The organism is Pseudomonas sp. NPDC089996, from assembly GCF_044748405.1.
In the GTDB taxonomy this organism is placed as follows: Bacteria; Pseudomonadota; Gammaproteobacteria; order Pseudomonadales; family Pseudomonadaceae; genus Aquipseudomonas.
On the sequence record NZ_JBIVGA010000005.1, the window covers coordinates 104153 to 122789 of the forward strand.

Below are 18637 nucleotides of genomic sequence, written 5' to 3' on the forward strand. Positions count from 1 at the left end.
GTGCCCCGAATCTGTGTCCGTTTACTGAATGGCCAGGCCGGCCGCGCTCTGCTGCACAGCGCTGCCGGCCAGGGCAGTGTGTATCTGGCCAAACACGTCATCCAGCAACGCGTGGCGCCTGCGATACATCGCCCGTTTCTTGGCCGCGACTTCCTCTGCCGCGCGCTGCGCGGGTGCCAGCGGGATGTTGAAAAAGTCCTCCCGGTCCGAGGGTTCGGCGCCGTTTTCCTGCCAGATCACATCGTAGTTGGCTGCCAGATCCTGGTGCTTGTCGGCGCCAAAATAGGGATGGCGATGGTGCCGATACTCATCCCCCACCGCATAGATGCGTTCGGCCCCCAGCGTTCTAGCGACGCACTTGATCGCCTCGATCAACAGGCTTCTGGGGCGCAAGCCTTCGAAGTCCTTGGTCAGGTCGCGGTAGATGGTCAGCGAAGTGTCGCTGTCCACGCCCTTGTGAATGCCCTGCACTGCACCGATGTACAGGCACAGACCCGCCTTTTCCCGGCACAGGGTGAACGCGAGCGAGGCCACGCGCAGTTCGCCCTGGAACAGGTTGATCACCAGCTCCCCCTCACGCTTGAACCAGATGGGCCGGTCGAGCACCAGGCTACAACCGCTGGAATAGGCCGACAGGTCGCACAGCTGCCGGTGCTCGTCACGCTGCAACAGCAGCAACGGGGCACACTGCGCCGCCACCACCTCATAGTGCGACGCCACCGCTTCGAGCCGCTGTGGCGCACTCCAGCACTTGCTGATGTAGGGCCACTGCACGACGCCGATGCAGTCGACGCCCAACCGCTCGAAGCGGTCCTTGCCCAGTGCCCGCGACATGCGCTGGGCGAAGGCCTGCAAGCCCGGCCATTCCCGGGCCATCGACACGGTCAACTTGAACTTGTTGTTGAGCGCGCGCAGCGAATAGCCGGGCTGCAAGGTGAGCACACTCTTGGCTAACGATCTGAACGTCATCGACATGTCATTTGTACTCGATCAGCAGCGCCTTGCCGGCCGCATACCTGTTCAGCAGGAACTTCGCCTGGCCGAGCATCTCAGGGAACTTGCCCAGCACCAGAAACACCGCCTGCCACCAGTTTTCGCGCGTCGAACGCCCACCACGGCGGGCCAGGCGTACGATCTGCAACGGATAGACCAGCAACAACAACAGCCCCCAACCGCCCGACAACAGGCTCACCGCCAGGATCGCCAGCGGCAGGTTCAGGCCCCATAGCCAGGCGCGCCGCGACTCACGCAGCCAATGGCGTTCCGGCGTCTGCCCGTGCAGGTAAGCACCTTCGGCATAGGCATAGCCCGCCCGCAGGCTGCGCCGCCACCATTGCCCGAAACGGGTCATGGCGGCATCGTGCAGGGTCATTTCTTCGGCCAGGCGCCAGACCTTCCAGCCATCGGCACGCAAGCGCACGCACAGTTCTGGCTCTTCACCGGCGATCAAGTCCGGGCGATAACCGGACACCGCCATGAAGGCATCGACACGCATCAGCGCATCGCCCCCGCAGGCCTTGGCTTCCCCCACCGGCGTGTCCCATTCCAGATCGCACAGCAGGTTGTACACCGAGCGCTGCGGGAAGCGCTCACGGCGCCGCCCACAGACCACCGCCACGTCCGGGTGCTGGTCGAGAAATGCCTGGGCCTTGCCCAGCCAGGCGCCATCGACCTCACAGTCGCCATCGACGAACTGCACATGGCGGATGCTCGGCACGATGGCTTGCAGGCAGGCGAAGCCTTCGTTACGTGCCCGTGCAGCGGTAAAGGGTTGCGTCATGTCCAGCGCCACCACTTCCACGCCAAGCCGCTTCGCCAGCTGCACCGAGCCATCGGAGGAGCCAGAGTCCACGTACACCAACTGGTCCGCGCGCCCCACCAGGGACATCAGGCAGCGCTCCAGGCGCTGCCCTTCATTGCGGCCGATCACCACCACTCCAATACCGGTCACCATGGGCTTCACTCGTCCGCTTCGGGCTGGGTCAGGTGTACTGCATCGCTTCGCTGTGCTTGCGCGACTTGATGGTCGCGGGCACCCCCACAGCCAGGGAGTCGTCCGGCACATCGATCAACACCACCGCGTTCGAGCCTATCGCCACGTTGTTACCGATGCGTATATTGCCCAGCACCTTGGCCCCCGCGCCGATATCCACGTTGTTGCCGAACACCGGTGCGATGGGTTCGTCGACATTCTTCAGGCCCACCACCACGCCGTTGCGAATCCGGCAATCATCGCCAAAGCGTGCATAGCCACTGATGACGATGCCACCGAAGTGGTCGATGACGAAGTTGCGGCCAATCACCACTTCGCAGGGCAGTTCGACCCCGGTGATGATCTGCACGAACTTGAACAGCACCTTGTAGACAAAGGAGCACACTTTGCGCAGCAAGGCCGGCCGTACGCCATAGCGCCAGCGACCGAAGCGGTACACCACCAGTACCCAGAACCCCTGGGCACCCCAATCACCACCATGAGCGCGCAAGTCGGCGCGGATGTTGTCGAACATGGTTGCACCTACCGTGTGGGTTGGCTGGCAAACTGGGTTTTGAACAACAGCGACCAGGTCGCGCGGGTATGCCGCCAGCATGCCTTGATCGCAGGCAGGCCGCGCCCTTTGAGCAAGGCCTTGAGCGCCAGCACCAGGTCGCCCAGGCTTACCAGCAGCATGTGCAAGGCCAGCCCCGCCGTCCCGTGGTGCTTGCGGAAATACAGCAGTTCGCTCTCGATCTGGTAACCGGATATCTGCCGGCTCGCCGCTTCCAGCTCGGCTACCGACTTGGAGCTTTCACCGCCAATGTGCACCACGGTGGTGTCGGGGAAGTACACCACTTTCCAGCCGGCCGCTTTCACCCGCTTGCAATGGTCCACCTCCTCGTAATAAAGGAAGTAGCGCGGGTCGAACAGCCCCACCTGGTCGAGCACTTCCCGGCGCACCAGGTAAAAGCATCCGGGCAGCCAGTCACACTCACGCACCGAGGCGTGGTCCCAGTCCATCTCGTCGACCATCTTCAGGCCCGGGAAGAAACGCCCCAGGCCGGTGCGGCTGACGAATACGTTCAACGGTGTCGGGAAATAACGGCAGCTCGGTTGCAGATCGCCGTCACGGCCCACCAGGCGCACACCGAGAATGCCGCACTCCGGGTGCGCTTCCATGTAGTCGACGGTTTTCTGCAGGCTGTCCACCGCCACGAAAGCGTCGGTGTTGAGCAACAGCGCATACTTGCCCTGCAGGTGTGCCAGCAGCTGATTGTTGGCACGGCCAAAGCCGACATTGAGCTTGTTGCTCAGCAGCAGGGCTTCAGGGCAGACCTTGCCCAGGCGCTCCACCGAGTCGTCGACCGAGGCATTGTCCACCACCAGATAACTGGCCAAGGCTTCTCCGCCGGCGGCGCGCAGTGCATCGAACATCGGCTGCAGCAACGACGCGGTGTTGAAGTTGACCACCATCACATCGACAGGCTTCTTATCCATTGCTGCCGTCCCCGAAGAAGTAGCGACGCCTGTGCATCGCCAAGGTTGACTCCAGCGACGGATCGAAGGAGCCTTTGCGTTGCTTGATCAGGTCTATCCAGGGGTAGGCGTTGCAACGTTCTTCGACCCGCTTGATCAGGTCTTCAGTGGTGCAGATGAACTTGGCCGGGTTACCGCCGACCACCGTCCCGGGCGCTACGTCCTTGGTCACCACGGCACCGGCAGCCACCACCGCATCAGGCCCGATGGTCACGCGCGGCATGACGATCGCACCGTGGCCGATGAAACTGTTGTCCTTGACGTCGATGACGCCGACCGAATCCAGTTTCCCGCCGTAGCAGAGCTCGATCAGCGCCACCACGCCGTCATGACCGATCAGCGTGCAGTCGGACAGGCCGACGTTGTTGCCGATGCGTACCAGTGCAGGGTCGGTGACGTTGCAACCGACATTCATGTGAAAGTTGTTGCCCACGGAATAGAACTTGCCCCATCGGTACTGGAACTCACCCCACTGCCTCGGAGTTGGCTTGCAAAGTTTCAGGTAGGCCGTAACGCCTCGCCCGGTGGTGTTGGCATAATGCGCCACTGCACTGCGTATCCATCCAAACATATGGCAAGCCTCGCAAATCAAGCGATCCTGGACTGTCCCTGAGGCGAACAGGGTCTCGTTCTTGTAGGTGCTGACCCTGTTGCACTCAACCCTTGCACATCGCTACTTCGATACAACCGGTTCAAGCCGCCGTCCCTGTTGCCGCGCGCATCTTCTCGTTGAGGTGGTCGGCCAGCCTCAAGGCGAACTGCAGCAGCGGCATGGTCGGGTTCGAGGCCCCGCCGGTGGCGAAGACACTGCTGCCCGCGACATAGAGGTTTTCGGTGCCGAACACCTTGCAGTTGCGGTCGACCACCCCGTCCTTCGCCGTAGCCGCCATTCGCGTGGTGCCCATGTGGTGGGCGTGGGGTGACAACCTCAGCGGCAGGCTGGTGTCGTAGACGTAATCGCTGAGCTTGACGTAACCCAGGCCCATTTCGGCGAACTGCTTGGCCAGCTCGCTGCCGATGCACTTGATGGTATGCCGGTCGTCGGCGCTCAGTACCCAGTTGACATTCACCTTGGCCACACCCAACTCATCCTGCTCGTCCAGCAACGAGATACGGCTCTGTACATTGGGAAACTGCTCGATCAGCGTGGTGATCACGCCATCGCCCGGGCAGCTGAACTTGGCAACGAACTCGATCTTGCTGGCCACGCCCATGTCACACGCGAGGTTTTCCAGAAAGTGCTTCACCTCGGCCGTACGGCCGTAAGTGCGCACATCGTCCAGCACAGAAGCCAGTACGTTGCCCTTGCCTGCATGGTACTCGGCGACGAAGGCATCGGTGGTGAAGTACTGGCGCGGTTCGCTGTCTTCACCGTTGCGCAGGATGAACGTGCCCATCTCGATATTCAGGTGTTCCATGAAGCAGCGGCCGACCAGCCCGTCCTCGCGCACCACCCCCGCCTGGGCCAGCGACTGGCTATTGAGCAGTTGCCTGGCGTTTTCAATGGCCCCCATGGCGAGGATGTAGTTGCGCGCAGTGACAGGCTGGCGCTTGCCGTCGTAGTCGGATACCTGCACAGCCTTGAGGTGGCCCGCAGCCTGATCGAACTGCAGGTCCACGCAGTTGCAGTTGATGAACACCTCCAGCCCAGGCGTTTCGGCCAGCGCCGTGGCGTACTTCTGCGCAAAGCGCGTTGGCGGGCTGAGCAGGAAACGGTCGGCATCGAATTCACCACCGTTCAGGCCTGTGTTCACCGCACGAAATTCCGCGCCCTGTGGCAGATCGACGATGTCCATCGCACCCGGCAGGTAGCGCTCGATTTCCGCGTAGGTGATTGGCCAACCGGGCATGTCGACCGGCGGTGGCACGGCAAAATCCGAAGCGGTGAAGGGCCGGCAGCGGCCCATCCAGTGATTGGAGGTGCCGCCCAGGTAGCGCAGCCGGGCTTCCCCGGGATACAGCTCGAGGCCGGTGGAGGTGCACTTGTATAGCTCTTGCGAGCGCGGCGTGTATTCGCGCCCGCCACCTTCGAGCAGCGCCACACTCCACCCGGCCCCGGCCAGGTGCAAGGCCAGTGTTATCCCGGCAGGGCCTGCGCCGATGATGCAGAAGTCGTAGGTATCACGCAGGGTCTTGTCGGTGTCGTAATCCTTGATCATGAGCGCCCATCCTGGAAGTGCCCCACCGGCAACACCCAACCATTGATGATGACGAAGCCGCCGCCTGGCGCTGGTGCGCGCGCCGCCTTGGCGCTGACACCGAACACCGCCGCCCCGGCACCCAGCAAGACACAATTGCGAAGAAAGCCTCTGCGCCCCAGCAACGGAGTGCAAAACTGCAGCGTCCCCATGATCAAAGCCCCATTGCGTTGATTTTCTTATGCCCCGCGCACTGCTGCGGGCCTCGTCGGGCGACCATCAGGGTCAATCGAAAAAGCGCGTCGGCAATGCGGCACAGAGTGCCCCTACCGCAATCATAGGCACAACTTGCGCCACGCGCCTGTACCGGGAGCTTCGCATCGCCACAACTTCAATCGACTGCATGACTTCAATCTCCGACCGAATGGCTAGAAGTCACTATAGTTTCATTTAGCCACGATGCTAGCCTTCTTCCAGCCCACCGAGGGATAGGTGCCTACAACCCATGCCTGAACATTTAAGAGCCCTGGTCGTCATTGTGCTTGTGGCCAGTGTGGTTTTCTTCATGGCCCGGCGTCCGGCAACGGACCTGATCCCCCTGACGGCATTCAAGCGACGTCGCAACCTGTGGTTCATCCTGACCCTGGTGGCGTTCTTTGCCCACAGCTTCTGGCTGTATGCCGGCGCCGCCACGGTCATCCTGCTGGTCGCCAGGCGCCGCGAGCACAACCCGCTGGCGCTGTTTTTCATGCTGTTGTTCCTGATCCCGCCCGCCATGACCGAGATTCCCGGGTTTGGCGTGATCAACTACCTGTTCGACATCAACCACCAGCGCGTCCTGACCCTGTGCGTGCTGCTGCCTGCGGCCCTGGTGCTGCGCAAGCAGAACGAAAGCATTCGCTTCGGCCGCCTGTTGCCCGACAAGCTGCTGCTGGCCAGCCTGGTGCTGACCAGCGCGCTGGCGCTGCGCGAAACCACCGTTACCGATACGCTGCGCCAGGTGCTGAGCCTGTACATCGATGTGTTCCTGCCCTATTACGTGGCCAGCCGTGGCTTGCGTGAGCTCAGCGACTTCAAGGACGCCCTGCTTGCATTCGTGCTTGCCGCCTTCCTGCTGGCGCTGCTCGGGGTGGCCGAATACGTGCGTCACTGGCTTCTGTACAACGCGCTGATCGATGCCCTGGGCCTGCAATGGGACATGAAGGCCTACCTGAGCCGTGGCGGCTCGCTGCGGGCCAGTGTCACCACCGGGCAGGCCATCGTGCTCGGTTACGTGATGGCCGTGGCCATCGGCCTGTTCCTGTTCGTGCAGCATTTCGTGCAAAAACCGCTGCACCGTTATCTGGGCGCCCTGCTGCTGGCCGCCGGGCTGTTCGCCCCGCTCTCTCGCGGCCCCTGGATAGGCGCCGGCGTGATCGTGGTGGTGTTCATCGCGCTGGGCAGGCATGCCGTGCCGCGTCTGTCGTTGCTGGCCCTGGCCGGCGTGCTGAGCCTACCGTTGCTGAGCGTCATGCCCGGTGGCGACAAGGTGCTCGACCTGCTGCCCTTCATCGGCAAGGTGGACACGGAGAACATCACCTACCGCGAACGCCTGCTGGACAACTCGTGGATCGTCATCCAGCGCAACCCGCTGTTCGGCTCCTTCGATTACCGCAGCACCCCGGAAATGCAATCGATGATCCAGGGCGAAGGCATCATCGACATCGTCAACACGTACGTCGGCCTGGCCCTGCGCATTGGCCTGGTGGGGCTGGGGCTGTTCCTGGGCTTTTTCACCTGCATCCTGCTGGGGATCCGCAAGGCGATGCGCGGCATCAGTGACAACGCAGACCCGTACCGCCTGCTGGGGCGGGTGTTGCTGGCGACCTTGCTGGGAATCCTGGTGACCATTTTCACCGTCAGCAGCATCACGGTCATCCCGATCGTGTACTGGTCGATTGCCGGGCTCAGCGTGGCCTATATCCAGATGATGCACCGCCAGACCGCGGCAGATACCCGCCAGGTGACCTCCATCAACCTTCAACCGAGGTAGTTCGATGCCCAGTTTCGCCCTGTGTACATGGACCCGCACATCGTTACTGGTCGGTTTGCTGGCATTGCCCATGGGCAGCTGGGCATCCGAATGGACCGTGCGTGTCGACGAACAGAACGGCCTGCCCACGCTCACCCGCGGCGGCGGCCCGGCCTTCGTATCGAGCTTCGACTTCTGGGGCGAGGACTGGGGCTGGACCGGGTTCTACCCGACGCTCAAGGTCGATGGGCCCTACCGCTACACCTTGACCGGCAGCAACAAGGAGCTGGACTTCGACCTGAAGGCAGACATCCAGAAGCCCCAGGCGCAAACCCTTACCTGGGACTTCGACCTGCAGGCGCACAGCAGGCAGAGCGACGTGATGGGAGGCGGTATCGTCTGGCGCTTCGATCCTGCGCTGATTGCCGGGGAAATGGGCGACCCAGTGCTGCTGCCTGACAATCGCGGCTGGTCGTGGGGCAACAAACCCAAGGGCCCGCACGTGGAAATGCGCTTCGATCCCCCGTTGGCCAAGGTCTATTTCGAACGTGGCAACACCGATCAGGTACGCACCTTCTTCTACACCGACCCGATCAAGGCCGGGCAACAGCGGATCAAGGCGCAGCTGAGCGTGAGCGGGGATATCAGCATCGGCCAGACCGCCACTGAACGCTTCGGGATGACCGACCCCGGCACATGGCCGGATGACCAGCTCGACTGGCGCACCTCACCGGTAGACCTGTCGTTCCTCAACGCGCCGGAAAAACCGGCCGGCAAGCGCGGCTTCGTCAAGGCCGAGGGCGAACAGCTGGTGTTCGCCGACGGCACCCCGGCGCGCTTCTGGGGCACCAACCTGTCGGCTTATTCACTGTTCCGCACCCCCGACGAAGAAATCAGGCAACAGGCCAGGCGCCTGTCGGCCCTGGGCTTCAACCTCGTGCGCCTGCACCACCACGATTCCCCCTGGGTGACGCCGAACATCTTCGGTGACCTGCAGCAGATCAAGGACACCCAGCAGCTCAGCGCCGAATCGCTGAAGAAACTCGACCTGTGGATCAAGAGCCTCAAGGACGAGGGTATCTACGTATGGCTCGACCTGCATGTATCGCGTCCGCTCACCGCCGCCGACAACATATACGGGTTCGACGAGCTGCCCAAGGACCACGGTGTCGCCAACCTGAAAGGCTACCTGTTCGTCAACGTCACCATGCAGCAGGCGATGAAGCGCTTTGCCGAGCAATACCTGACCCACGTTAACAGCTACACCGGGCTCGCCTACAAGGACGACCCGGCGATCGCTGCCGTGCTGATTACCAACGAGAACGACGTCACCCATCACTTCGGCAATGCGCTGCTGCCAGACAAGAATGTACCCAAGCACAGCCGGCTCTACATGGACCAGGCCAAAGCCTTCGCCCAGCGCCACGACTTGCCGGCGGACAAGACCTGGCGCGCCTGGGAACACGGCCCTTCGAAGCTGTTTCTCAACGACCTGGAGCAGCGCTTCTACGCCGACATGATCGGCTACCTGCGCACACTCGGGGTCAAGGTGCCGATCGCCACCACCAGCACCTGGGGCCTCAATGGCCTGTCCTCGCTGCCGGCGCTGACCGCTGGCGATGTGGTCGACGCCCACAGCTACGGTGGGCTTGGCCAGCTGGAGAAGAACCCGCTGAGCAGCGACGGCATGATCAACTGGCTGGGTGCGGCCCAGGTGCTGGGCAAGCCGATGACCGTCACCGAATGGAACGCCGAGCCCTTCCCCCTGCCCGATCGCCACTCGCTGCCGCTTTACGTGGCCGGCACTGGCAGCCACCAGGGCTGGGACGCGATCATGCAATACGCCTACAGCCAGCAAGCGTTCTTCGAACCCTGGCGCCGGGCCGACAACTGGAATGCCTACAACGACCCGGGGCTGATCGCCACCCTCCCAGCGGCCGCCCTGCTCTATCGGCGCCAGGACGTGCACCTCGCCACCACCCGCTACGTCTTCGCACCCACGGCGTCGACCCTGTTCAACCAGGACATCTCACCGGCCAACTCGGTGATGCTGCGCACCGCCATGGAGAAAGGCCGCCTGCAGATCGCCATGCCGCAGACCCCAGAGTTGCCGTGGCTTCAGGCCAGCGCGATACCCGCCGATGCCCAGGTGCTGAAAGACCCTGGGCAGTCGCTGATCGCGAGCGATGCCAGCGAAGCGGTGACCGACACCGGCGAGCTGCGACACAACTGGCAGCAGGGCCTCTACACCATCGATACGCCCATGACGCAGGCAGCATCTGGCTGGCTGGGCGGGCAGTCGCTGAGCGTGGGTGACATTCAGGTGCAGCTGAAAACCGGCTATGCCAGTGTCGTGGTGCAGAGCCTGGACAGCAAACCGCTCGCCCAGTCGCGCAGCCTGCTCATCTCGCTGGGCAGCCGCGCCATCCCCAGGCCCGACGACGTGACGCCCTTCCATGTCGAACCCCTGGAAGGCAGCCTGAGCATCAAGGCGCCGGCGGGCCTGAAACTGTACAGCCGCAGCACCGATGGCCAGGAAAAGGCCCTGCCCGCGAGCTACAAGGACGGCCGTTACCTGATCACTTTCGATGGCCAGCACATGGCTAACTGGCTGTTCTTGAAATAGGGCATATCGCCATCTACAGTCAGTGAAGCCCTGTATTCCAGGCATTCGACGCTGCGTCTGTTCCAGGAGGATTGGATGAAGTACTTGGTTGTCGGTGGTGCAGGTTATATCGGTTCACACATGGTCAAGCACCTGCTGCGTGCCGGCCATGAGGTGGTGGTGGCAGACCTTGAGGCGCCGGCGCCCGGCATCGAGTGGGACTGCCTGGACATCGCGGACGGCCACGCGCTGGATGCCCTGTTCAGCGACTGTCATTTCGATGCCGTCTTCCATTTCGCCTCGTTCATCCAGGTCGGCGAGTCGGTGGCCGACCCCGACAAGTATTACCAGAACAACGTCTGTGCAACCCTCAGCCTGCTCGAAGCCATGGTACGGGCCGGCATCAAACGGCTGATCTTCTCTTCAAGTGCCGCCGTGTATGGCGACCCTCAGTATGTTCCCATCGACGAGCAACATCCCAAGGTGCCGATCAACCCCTACGGGCGCACCAAATGGATGGTGGAACAGATGCTCGAAGACTTCGACCGGGCTTATGGGTTGCGTTCAGTGAGCTTGCGTTACTTCAATGCGGCTGGCGCTGATCCAGATGGCGAGTTGGGTGAGTGTCATGAGCCGGAAACCCATCTGATTCCACTGATCCTGCAGGCGGCCTCCGGGCGTCGCGAGGCCGTGACCGTGTTCGGCCATGATTACGACACCCCTGATGGCAGTTGTATTCGTGACTATATCCATGTGGCCGACCTGGCTTCGGCGCACGCGCTGGCGGTGGAGTACCTGCTGGCCGACGGTGCCACGGCGGCGTTCAACCTGGGCAACGGGTTGGGGTTTTCGGTGCAGGACGTGATAGAGACGGCGCGCACGGTGACGGGGAAACAGATTACCGTCATCGAAGCGCCCCGCCGCGCTGGCGACCCGCCCAGGCTGGTGGCGGATGCCGAGAAGGCCAGGTCGGTGCTGGGTTGGCAGCCCGTGTTCACTTCATTGGATGAGATCGTGCGTCATGCGTGGGAGTGGGAGTTGAAATATCCGTGGGGATCAACCGGATCGATCCCCGTGAACCGATCCGGCACCGGGTCGTAGTACCGTGCTCCCGCCAGTCAGTCAAGGGCGTCGGGGCTGAAAGGGGCCCGCCTTCGCCCTTTCGGCGCCGGTGAGATCGAGCGCCGCCCGCGCGGCGCATCGCCAGAGGCACGAGCGCTCTAGTAATACGCCCGCGGCTGCTCATCCGCCTTGTTCAACACCGCGCCCACCAGGTTAGCCGTGGCCAGGTGATACAGGCAGTCATCGATATCCTTCTTGCTGTTCATGCCGTTGGCCACCACCAGCAACACGCAATCGATCTTCGGCAGGATGGTCATAGCATCATCGGAGCTCAACAGCGGCGGCAAGTCGAAGATGCAGATCCTCGAATCATAGCGGTCACGCAACTCGGCGATCAGGCTGTCGACCTTGGGCGACGACAGCACTTCGGTCGACATCGGCACCGGCTCGCGGGTCGGCAACACCACGAAGCGCGGCAGCGTCGGGTTCACCAGCGCTTCTTCCAGCCATGCCTTGCCGCTGAGCACGTCGTTGAGCGCCTTTTCCATCGGCAACCCCAAGGCACTGCCAACCCGTGGGCGACGCAGGTCGAAATCGACCAGCAAGGCGGTCTTGGTGGTGTGGTGCGCGATGCTCATGGCCAAGTTGACGGCCAGCACGGTCTTGCCCGCCTCGGGCGTGGGCGACGTGATGGCCAGCGTGCGCCAGCCGTTCTCCTCCATGGCCTGCAGCACCTGGGTGCGCAGCAGGTCGATGGCCCCGCTCATGTTCGAGTTCTTGTTGAAGGAAATGATCCGGTTACGCTCAAGGTGCTCCGCGTTCAGCGGCACCACCTTGGTCTGCACGTAATCGAACTGGCCGAGCTCACCGGGTTTCTCCCTGACCGACGGCACCTGAGGTGTCTCGGAGGTGGCAGGTGAAACCTGGTGAATATTCTTACCAATAGCCGGCGTACTTCTGTCCATCGCTGCGCTCCCTATTCAAACCGAGCCATAGCTTTGAAAAGCAGGAGGTCCAAAGGCATGTAGAACATGTGGACGACCACCAACAGGATAGCAACCAGCAGCAGGCAGGCAGCCACCAGCATCAGTTTCAGCTTCCTGCGCCTGGCGTTGTCCGCCTTGGTGGCTATGTAAGGCACCGCCACCAACACACGCTTGCCCAGTACGCTTTCCAGCGCGCCGACACTGCGCACACGCTGGTTGAGCATTTCCAGCAGCATCACCAGGGCTCCGCCGGCTGCCGGTGCCAGCACCAGCCCCAGGGCAACGATCTTCTTGCGGTTGGGCTTGACCGGTTTTTCCGGCAGCAGCGGCGGCTCCAGCAGCACGAAGCGCTCAGCCTTGTTTTCCTGCTCGAGGCTCTCGGTAATCTTGGCGCCCATCTGCTTGTTGCGGATTTCTTCGTACTTCTTGCGTGCGTTGTCGTGGTCACGCAGCAGCGTCACCAGGCCGCGTTCGACTTGAGGTGCCTCGAGGATGTCGGCCTCGTAGCCCTCCATCTTCGTCGTCAACTGGCGCTTCTGCTCAGCCAGCGAAGCGATGCGCGACTGCGCAGCGGCCATTTTGGTACGCACCCGCGCGGCATCGAGGTTGCTGCCGGCCGCTGCGGCAATGCCCCGGTTACCGGATGCCTTGAGCACGTCGATCTTGCGCTTGATCGCCACCACGTCCGGGTGCGCCTCGGTGTACTTGGTCAGCAGCCGGGCGTACTCGGCCCTTAACCCAGGCAGGTCCTGAGGGTCTGGGGCAACGGCCCTGCCATTGGCCGCCTGGGTAGGCACGCCCGAGTTGGCCGCCGCCAGTTCCAGCTCCAGATAACGCAGTTCCTCCTGCGCCGCCTTGTAGTCACGGTCCACTTCACGGAACTCCAGTTCCGAGCGCGACAACATGCTCATGCGCAGCTGCTGGTTTTCAGGCAAGGCATTGGCATGCGCCTGCTTGAAGTCCGCCAGCTTGTTTTCCAGGTCGGCCAGCTCGGCGCCGAGCTTGTCGGCCTCCTGGGAAAGAAATTCGGTGGTTTCGGTAGCACGCTCGGTGCGCTGCTTCATGTTCTCGTTGAGAAACAGCGATACCAGCTCGTCGGCCACTTCCTTGGCCACATCCGCGCGCTTGTCTTCGTACGAAACGGTGAATGCCACGGTGGCTTCGCCACGCCCCTTGACGTAAGTACTGAGCGTGGCGACCACGATCGACCCACGCATCTGCTCGATCTTGTCGGTTTCGCTGAAGCGGCTGCCGCGGTCGGCGAACAGGCCGTACTTGTTGATGATCCGCAACAGGTTCTCGCGGGTCATCACCCGCTGGCGGATGACCTCGATACGCTCATCGGCAAAGCTGTTGTTGCCGGCCGAGACCAGGTCCGGAGAAATCTGCTGCGATTCCACCAGGATGGTCCCGGTCGACTGATAGATCGGCGGCACGCTGATCGCCACCCCGACGGTCGCCGCTACCACGACCACTATGACGATCCCCAGCAGCAAGGCGCGGTCCTTGATGATGGCGATGTAATCCTTGATGGAAAGCTCGTACTCAGATTTCATAGTGGCCACCAATCCGAAATTCAGATGTCGGGGTATCTGTACGTCAGCGTCAAACCAGCGATGGTGGCGTCGGCATCGGGCAAGCCATCCTGTTGTCGCTCCTTGTACAGCAACGAAAAGCGCAGGTCCCAGGCCGGCGAAAACGCCCGGCTGGCCCAGACGCTGTAGGTCTGCAGGGTGTTGGGGTTCTGCCCTTTGCTGTCCTGCCAATAGGCATCGGCGCCGACCCGGGTGGTTTCGGTAAGCAGGTAGCTCCAGCTGCCGCGCACCATGTCCACCTCGGCAGCACCGCCCTCGGCGTTGGACATCGTGGTGCGATCGGCGCTGACGACGGCTTCGTGACGCACGCCGCGGTAGGTCAGCGAAGCGCCCCCTTCGCCTCGGCGATGCGTGCCGTTGCCGTCGGTCTGGTTGACGCCCATGTGCATGGCGCCCACCAGGCTGTCGGAAAACTGATACTTCAGCCCGATACTCGGGACGTAGCTGTTGGTGGCGACTGCAGCAGTACTGTCATCCGGCTCGTAACGCCGGGCTTCAAAACCGGTGATGATGTCGGTGCGCTCGCTCCAGGCGTACGTCCAGGTGAAGTCGTTGGCGTACTCGTCGTAACCGGTCAGCGTACTGACGTCATAAGTGGCATGTGAGTAGCGAAGTTCGTTGGCCAGTGTGCTGCGCTCGGTCACCGCGCTGGTCCAGTTGCCCGAAAGCCTCGACATCTTCTGCGTGCCGTCGGTGGTGGTGACCACGCCGGTATCCTGCACTGCGCCGGAAAGCGTCGAGCTTTCATCATATTGCGCCAGCAGGCCGAAGCCGCCGCTTTGCGTTTCGCGCTGCCAGCCCAGGCTGAGGTTAGGGTCTTCACGGTCATCCATCACCGAACGGTCGGAAGAGCGCAGCACCTGCATGCCCACGCCCATGCGCAACTGATCGCGATCGAACTGACCTACCAGGGTGTAATCAGGTGCAATGATGGTACGCGTCACACCTTTCTCCTTGGACGTCAGGAGCAATGGGTTGCTGTCGTACTCGACAGTCGTTGGCACTTCGACTGAAGACTGCCAATTGGCGGCAGCAACCACCCCGGAGAACGGCAGCATCATGATTGCCGTTACAACACGCGTCGTTTTATTGATAGGCACAAGTCGTTCTTAATTATTAGGAGAGTCAAGGTACGACCAGCGTATCGCCAGCCTGAAGTTGGAAGTTGGTGGACATGTCACGCCCAGAAACCAGATCCTTGTAACGCACCGGCATGACCTTTTGGCCGCGAATGACCTTGATGGCACTTTCGTCGGCGAATTTGTCCATTCCACCCGACATGCTCAGGGCCTGAAGCACCGCCGTAGGGCCTGCCATCGGCACCGGGCCTGGCTTGATCACCTTGCCTTGAACATACACGAGGTTGCCCGCTGTGCTGGTCACGACCACGCTGACGTTGGGCTGTGCCAGGTAGGGTTTCAGTGCAGTTTCGATTTTTTTCGCCGCGGCAGTAGCTTCGATGCCAGCAACATCAACACGACCCGCCAGCGGGAACGTGATACTGCCATCTGGAAGGACCACGGTATCTTGACGCAGGGTGTCTTCCTGCCAGACCGAGATCATGAGTCTGTCACCGGGGCTTAACAGGTAGGTAGAAGAAGAATCGGCAACGACGGTGCCAGACCAGGCCACCAAGGCGCAGATAACGGACATCAGCAAACGTACCATGAGGGATCCCTCCGGCCAGTCGGCCCAGGTTAAGAGCACTGAATGAGTACAACGACGAACCTCTCGCTCCGCTTCGCAGCCTGTTGGCCGCGATGGCCTCACCCATCCTGGAGGCCCTTTACCGCAATGCCGCCCTGCCTGCCGTTGAACCGCTGTTAGCGCCGAGCGCGCTGGCTACTGGAATATAGCAACAGCTGTAAAATTGACAAGCAAGGCCCACCCCGAAAAACATAAATACCGATGCGTTAGCGTCAAGGCATTGGCATCGTTATAAAACTGAAACTGTTCAGATCTTTTTTCTGCCGGCCACTGCGATGAAACCAATCACTGCAGAAGCGAACAACCAGCCCGCCGTGGCCAGAGGAACGATATTGTTTTCGGTCAGGTAAGAGTCGGCCGCTCGCGCCGCACCTGTCAATAACACCAATAAGAAGAACGACTTGATGAACAGAGTCGAGCGCATGTTCGCCCCCTGCAAGAGGAAAGTTGTTATTGGTTTGGCGCAAGGTTGTATCGCTGTTGACTTGAGCTTATGGGCACAATGACATTACGTCAATGATCCGACACCATAATAAATCTCAATGGACCCTGGCTGGGCTCGTCAAAATGACGTCAGCATGAATTTGCTGGGAAAATTGCCCGCCCAGGCTGCATGTTTGCATGCATCCTGGACGCCGATTGCGCAGTAGTGAAGGCTCATCACGGCAACAGGTCCAGCGTCCGCTCCACTTCATCGATATCCACGGTGAAGCCTTCGCCCTGGGGCGTCCCGACAACGAAAGCGAAGTGCTGATGGTCGCGATCCGTCAGGTATTTGTAGTAGCTCACAAACCGGTTCGGCGGCTGCAGCGCCAGTACCGAACCGCCTGGCTGCAAGACATTGACGCCATGCACCAGCTGGCTGCCCTCCACACCAATCACCGTTCTCGCCCCCGCACACGCGGCGACGATGCCTGGCACATCGGTTTTCAGTGGATCGATGATGCGAAACCCACGATATTTCTGCAGGTGCGAGGCGACTTCCAGTTCATTGCGCATCAGGCGCAAATCGCCATCGCAGCCACGCAGGATGAACACCCCCGGGTGTGGCGACGGGTCGACGTGCGACAGCAACTTGTCACCCATGGCGCGGTAGCGGGCATGCCTGCTGCGGTTGTTGCTGAGGTCGTCGAACAGCACAAGTTCACGGAAGAACGCGCCACGCGAGCGCACTGGCTGCATGCCGAGCCAGCGTTCATAGGCTGGCCCCTGGCTGAACTGCGGGTAACGGGCCGACGGCGCAGTGGTCACCGGCACGCCTTCTTCGCAGGCCAGGGCGTAGGTCGGGCAGTCTTCCATCAACCAGGTGCCGAACCAGGTATTGCCGTTCTGGGTGCAATAGATGGCCCCACGCTGGATTTCATGGTCCACGGCGATGCCGGGGAAGCGCCCCGGCTTCAACGACAACCAATGGCTGGCATTGCCTTTGTACAACGCGCCATCGATCAACCAGACATCCTTGAGCAGATAGCCACGGGTGGGGCCTTGCTCGACGCTGATCCCGCCTTCCATGGTCCGGGCCGGATGCACATAGGGGTAGAAACGCTTGGCCTCCCAGCCAGTCACCCGCTCCAACTGATTGGGCAGGTAGATTGCCGGCGGCGACACCGTCGTTTCTCCAGGGGCGATGTCCCAGGATTTCTCGGCAACGCGCCTGATATCGATGTCTGCCCTGCGCCCCAGCCGCTTCCTGGCGATGTGCCAATAGGCTGCCAGGGTCCAGGTGTTCTGGCTGGCAGCCGAAGAGCCACTGAAGTTGGAAATGCCAATCCCCATGAATCGCCCCTCCCGATGTACTAGGTCTATGGCCTGATGCAAGGCACGCACTCCAGGCATGCCACGAAGGCGGTTCAACTGGACACGACCCTTTCCATCATGGGCGGGGACTGCACAGTGGCATAACGGCTGCGCAGGTTTTGCAGGAATGACTCGCCACTGCTGCCGGCGCCGTAGAGGTAGATCTTGTGCAGGCCACCGAACACCATCTCGTGGTAACGGCTGGCGACCTCATCGTCACTTGGCCCTTCCGGCAGGCCCAGGTGCAGCGTCAATTTATCGCCCTCGATGGCGAACAACGGCGTGTCCCAGAGAAACTGCGCCGTCCCGGTGCGGGGCAAGCGGATGAACAGGTAGGCATGGTTGCCCAAGGCGTCGATATCACCCCCGCGTCGGCGCTTCCACTTCAGCAGGCCGTCGTCCGGCCGGGCCAGGCACAGGCCGATATCGTAATAGTCATAACCGTTTGCCAAGGCCCACTCCAGCGCCATGAAGGTGGTGATCGAGTTGACCTCGCGCAGCTTTTTCGGGTCCGAGAACACCGCTTCGCAGTAGCCGAAACGCAGGGTGCTCCAGTAGCGTTTGCCATCGCGCGTGATCTCGCAGCCCAAGTGGCAGCCGATCACCTCGTCGCCGCAGGTAATCAGGTCGAGACGCCCTACCCCCTTGGCCAGACGAAACACCTCATCGGTTGGAAACTGCGCCGCATGGATACCCTGCCTGGCGCTGGCATAGGGCCGCAGCAGCTGGCGGTCGGCCATGGCGATCTCGCCGTCGTCCAGCGTCTGGCGCATCTGGTAGAGCGGGCGGTTCTTGCGGATGCTGCGGCGCAGTTCACTGTCGTAGCGGGCAGTGATGTCGTCGAGCGAACGGCCCAGGGGCACAACGGCGCTGAGGTAATGGGGTACCGTCAACGAACCGGTGGTGGGCATCTCGCTCACCACCACCACATGCCGGTTCGCCGCCGGTGCAGCCAGACCGGCATCTTCAGCCGCCTGCTGCTGCCCCTTGCCGCCAATCAGCAGCTTGGCCATTTCGCGCTGCTGCTTCCTGCCGATGTAGAGGATTTCGTAGGGGCTTGCCTGCTGCAGCCGGAAACGTGAAACCTCCCAGCGCCACAAGCAGGTACGGGCCAGCACCTCGCGTAACTTGCTTGAAACGGTCCGGATCTCGTAGCGCATGGAGGGCGAGATCATTTTTCGCGCGACAGCCGCCAAGTTCTCTTTCATGTCTTCTTCGACGTCCT

At 61.8% G+C, this 18637-nt stretch carries 16 protein-coding genes; 3 read left to right on the plus strand and 13 right to left on the minus strand.

Features of this window, described 5'->3' with window-relative positions; translation table 11 throughout:
* Positions 1-21 precede the first annotated feature (21 nt).
* The 6 genes from ACIPW4_RS10605 to ACIPW4_RS10630 form a co-directional block, all read right to left on the minus strand.
* On the minus strand, positions 22-969 hold the full coding sequence (locus ACIPW4_RS10605; RefSeq protein WP_400657422.1) for a DUF535 family protein: 948 nt from the start codon (positions 967-969) through the stop codon (positions 22-24).
* Between the two features lie 7 nt (positions 970-976).
* Positions 977-1954, minus strand: a complete 978-nt coding sequence (locus ACIPW4_RS10610) for a glycosyltransferase (RefSeq protein WP_400657424.1) — start codon at positions 1952-1954, stop codon at positions 977-979.
* Positions 1955-1982: 28 nt separating this feature from the next.
* Positions 1983-2507, minus strand: coding sequence for a serine O-acetyltransferase (locus ACIPW4_RS10615; RefSeq protein ID WP_400657426.1), 525 nt, complete (start codon positions 2505-2507; stop codon positions 1983-1985).
* An 8-nt stretch (positions 2508-2515) separates the two neighbouring features.
* Positions 2516-3472: a glycosyltransferase family 2 protein gene (locus tag ACIPW4_RS10620; protein WP_400657428.1), complete on the minus strand. Its 957-nt coding sequence runs from the start codon at positions 3470-3472 to the stop codon at positions 2516-2518.
* Positions 3465-4082, minus strand: a complete 618-nt coding sequence (locus tag ACIPW4_RS10625; RefSeq protein WP_400657430.1) for an acyltransferase — start codon at positions 4080-4082, stop codon at positions 3465-3467. Before ACIPW4_RS10625 ends, ACIPW4_RS10620 begins: the two co-directional genes overlap by 8 nt.
* A gap of 121 nt (positions 4083-4203) precedes the next feature.
* Entirely contained in the window at positions 4204-5670 is a 1467-nt protein-coding gene (locus tag ACIPW4_RS10630; protein ID WP_400657432.1) for an FAD-dependent oxidoreductase, read from the minus strand.
* Between the two features lie 484 nt (positions 5671-6154).
* On the opposite strand from ACIPW4_RS10630, the gene ACIPW4_RS10635 reads away from it, so the two are divergent.
* The 3 genes from ACIPW4_RS10635 (at position 6155) to galE (ending at position 11366) form a co-directional block, all read left to right on the plus strand.
* Positions 6155-7681 (plus strand): O-antigen ligase family protein, encoded by a 1527-nt coding sequence (locus tag ACIPW4_RS10635; RefSeq protein WP_400657433.1) that lies wholly within the window; start codon positions 6155-6157, stop codon positions 7679-7681.
* Between the two features lie 4 nt (positions 7682-7685).
* Positions 7686-10286 carry a glycosyl hydrolase family 5 gene (locus tag ACIPW4_RS10640; protein WP_400657435.1) on the plus strand — a complete coding sequence of 867 codons (2601 nt, stop codon included), beginning with the start codon at positions 7686-7688 and terminating at the stop codon, positions 10284-10286.
* A gap of 75 nt (positions 10287-10361) precedes the next feature.
* On the plus strand, positions 10362-11366 hold the full coding sequence (gene galE, locus ACIPW4_RS10645) for a UDP-glucose 4-epimerase GalE (protein WP_400657436.1): 1005 nt from the start codon (positions 10362-10364) through the stop codon (positions 11364-11366).
* Positions 11367-11485: 119 nt separating this feature from the next.
* Here galE and ACIPW4_RS10650 read toward each other — a convergent pair whose 3' ends face one another.
* From ACIPW4_RS10650 to ACIPW4_RS10680, 7 genes are all read right to left on the minus strand, one after another.
* The gene (locus ACIPW4_RS10650) at positions 11486-12292 is read right to left on the minus strand and encodes a CpsD/CapB family tyrosine-protein kinase (protein ID WP_400657438.1); all 807 of its coding nucleotides are present in this window, start codon (positions 12290-12292) and stop codon (positions 11486-11488) included.
* Positions 12293-12303: 11 nt separating this feature from the next.
* Positions 12304-13869: a GumC family protein gene (locus tag ACIPW4_RS10655; protein WP_400657441.1), complete on the minus strand. Its 1566-nt coding sequence runs from the start codon at positions 13867-13869 to the stop codon at positions 12304-12306.
* 20 nt (positions 13870-13889) lie between these two features.
* Positions 13890-15008, minus strand: a complete 1119-nt coding sequence (locus tag ACIPW4_RS10660) for a hypothetical protein (protein ID WP_400657443.1) — start codon at positions 15006-15008, stop codon at positions 13890-13892.
* 25 nt (positions 15009-15033) lie between these two features.
* The gene (locus tag ACIPW4_RS10665) at positions 15034-15576 is read right to left on the minus strand and encodes a polysaccharide biosynthesis/export family protein (RefSeq protein ID WP_400657445.1); all 543 of its coding nucleotides are present in this window, start codon (positions 15574-15576) and stop codon (positions 15034-15036) included.
* A gap of 286 nt (positions 15577-15862) precedes the next feature.
* Positions 15863-16039, minus strand: coding sequence for an EPS-associated small membrane protein EppA (gene eppA / locus ACIPW4_RS10670; RefSeq protein ID WP_400657448.1), 177 nt, complete (start codon positions 16037-16039; stop codon positions 15863-15865).
* Between the two features lie 236 nt (positions 16040-16275).
* Complete coding sequence (locus ACIPW4_RS10675; protein ID WP_400657451.1) at positions 16276-17391, minus strand: glycosyltransferase 61 family protein; 1116 nt, start codon at positions 17389-17391, stop codon at positions 16276-16278.
* A gap of 74 nt (positions 17392-17465) precedes the next feature.
* Complete coding sequence (locus ACIPW4_RS10680) at positions 17466-18620, minus strand: hypothetical protein (RefSeq protein WP_400657453.1); 1155 nt, start codon at positions 18618-18620, stop codon at positions 17466-17468.
* Positions 18621-18637: the final 17 nt, after the last annotated feature.

What these genes read in the sequence shown, in the direction of transcription:
- ACIPW4_RS10605 (WP_400657422.1), bottom strand. Translation starts at nt 969, where the DNA reads ATGACGTTCAGATCGTTAGCCAAGAGTGTGCTCACCTTGCAGCCCGGC.
- ACIPW4_RS10610 (WP_400657424.1), bottom strand. Translation starts at nt 1,954, where the DNA reads ATGGTGACCGGTATTGGAGTGGTGGTGATCGGCCGCAATGAAGGGCAG.
- ACIPW4_RS10615 (WP_400657426.1), bottom strand. Translation starts at nt 2,507, where the DNA reads ATGTTCGACAACATCCGCGCCGACTTGCGCGCTCATGGTGGTGATTGG.
- ACIPW4_RS10620 (WP_400657428.1), bottom strand. Translation starts at nt 3,472, where the DNA reads ATGGATAAGAAGCCTGTCGATGTGATGGTGGTCAACTTCAACACCGCG.
- ACIPW4_RS10625 (WP_400657430.1), bottom strand. Translation starts at nt 4,082, where the DNA reads ATGTTTGGATGGATACGCAGTGCAGTGGCGCATTATGCCAACACCACC.
- ACIPW4_RS10630 (WP_400657432.1), bottom strand. Translation starts at nt 5,670, where the DNA reads ATGATCAAGGATTACGACACCGACAAGACCCTGCGTGATACCTACGAC.
- ACIPW4_RS10635 (WP_400657433.1), top strand. Translation starts at nt 6,155, where the DNA reads ATGCCTGAACATTTAAGAGCCCTGGTCGTCATTGTGCTTGTGGCCAGT.
- ACIPW4_RS10640 (WP_400657435.1), top strand. Translation starts at nt 7,686, where the DNA reads ATGCCCAGTTTCGCCCTGTGTACATGGACCCGCACATCGTTACTGGTC.
- galE (WP_400657436.1), top strand. Translation starts at nt 10,362, where the DNA reads ATGAAGTACTTGGTTGTCGGTGGTGCAGGTTATATCGGTTCACACATG.
- ACIPW4_RS10650 (WP_400657438.1), bottom strand. Translation starts at nt 12,292, where the DNA reads ATGGACAGAAGTACGCCGGCTATTGGTAAGAATATTCACCAGGTTTCA.
- ACIPW4_RS10655 (WP_400657441.1), bottom strand. Translation starts at nt 13,869, where the DNA reads ATGAAATCTGAGTACGAGCTTTCCATCAAGGATTACATCGCCATCATC.
- ACIPW4_RS10665 (WP_400657445.1), bottom strand. Translation starts at nt 15,576, where the DNA reads ATGGTACGTTTGCTGATGTCCGTTATCTGCGCCTTGGTGGCCTGGTCT.
- eppA (WP_400657448.1), bottom strand. Translation starts at nt 16,039, where the DNA reads ATGCGCTCGACTCTGTTCATCAAGTCGTTCTTCTTATTGGTGTTATTG.
- ACIPW4_RS10675 (WP_400657451.1), bottom strand. Translation starts at nt 17,391, where the DNA reads ATGGGGATTGGCATTTCCAACTTCAGTGGCTCTTCGGCTGCCAGCCAG.
- ACIPW4_RS10680 (WP_400657453.1), bottom strand. Translation starts at nt 18,620, where the DNA reads ATGAAAGAGAACTTGGCGGCTGTCGCGCGAAAAATGATCTCGCCCTCC.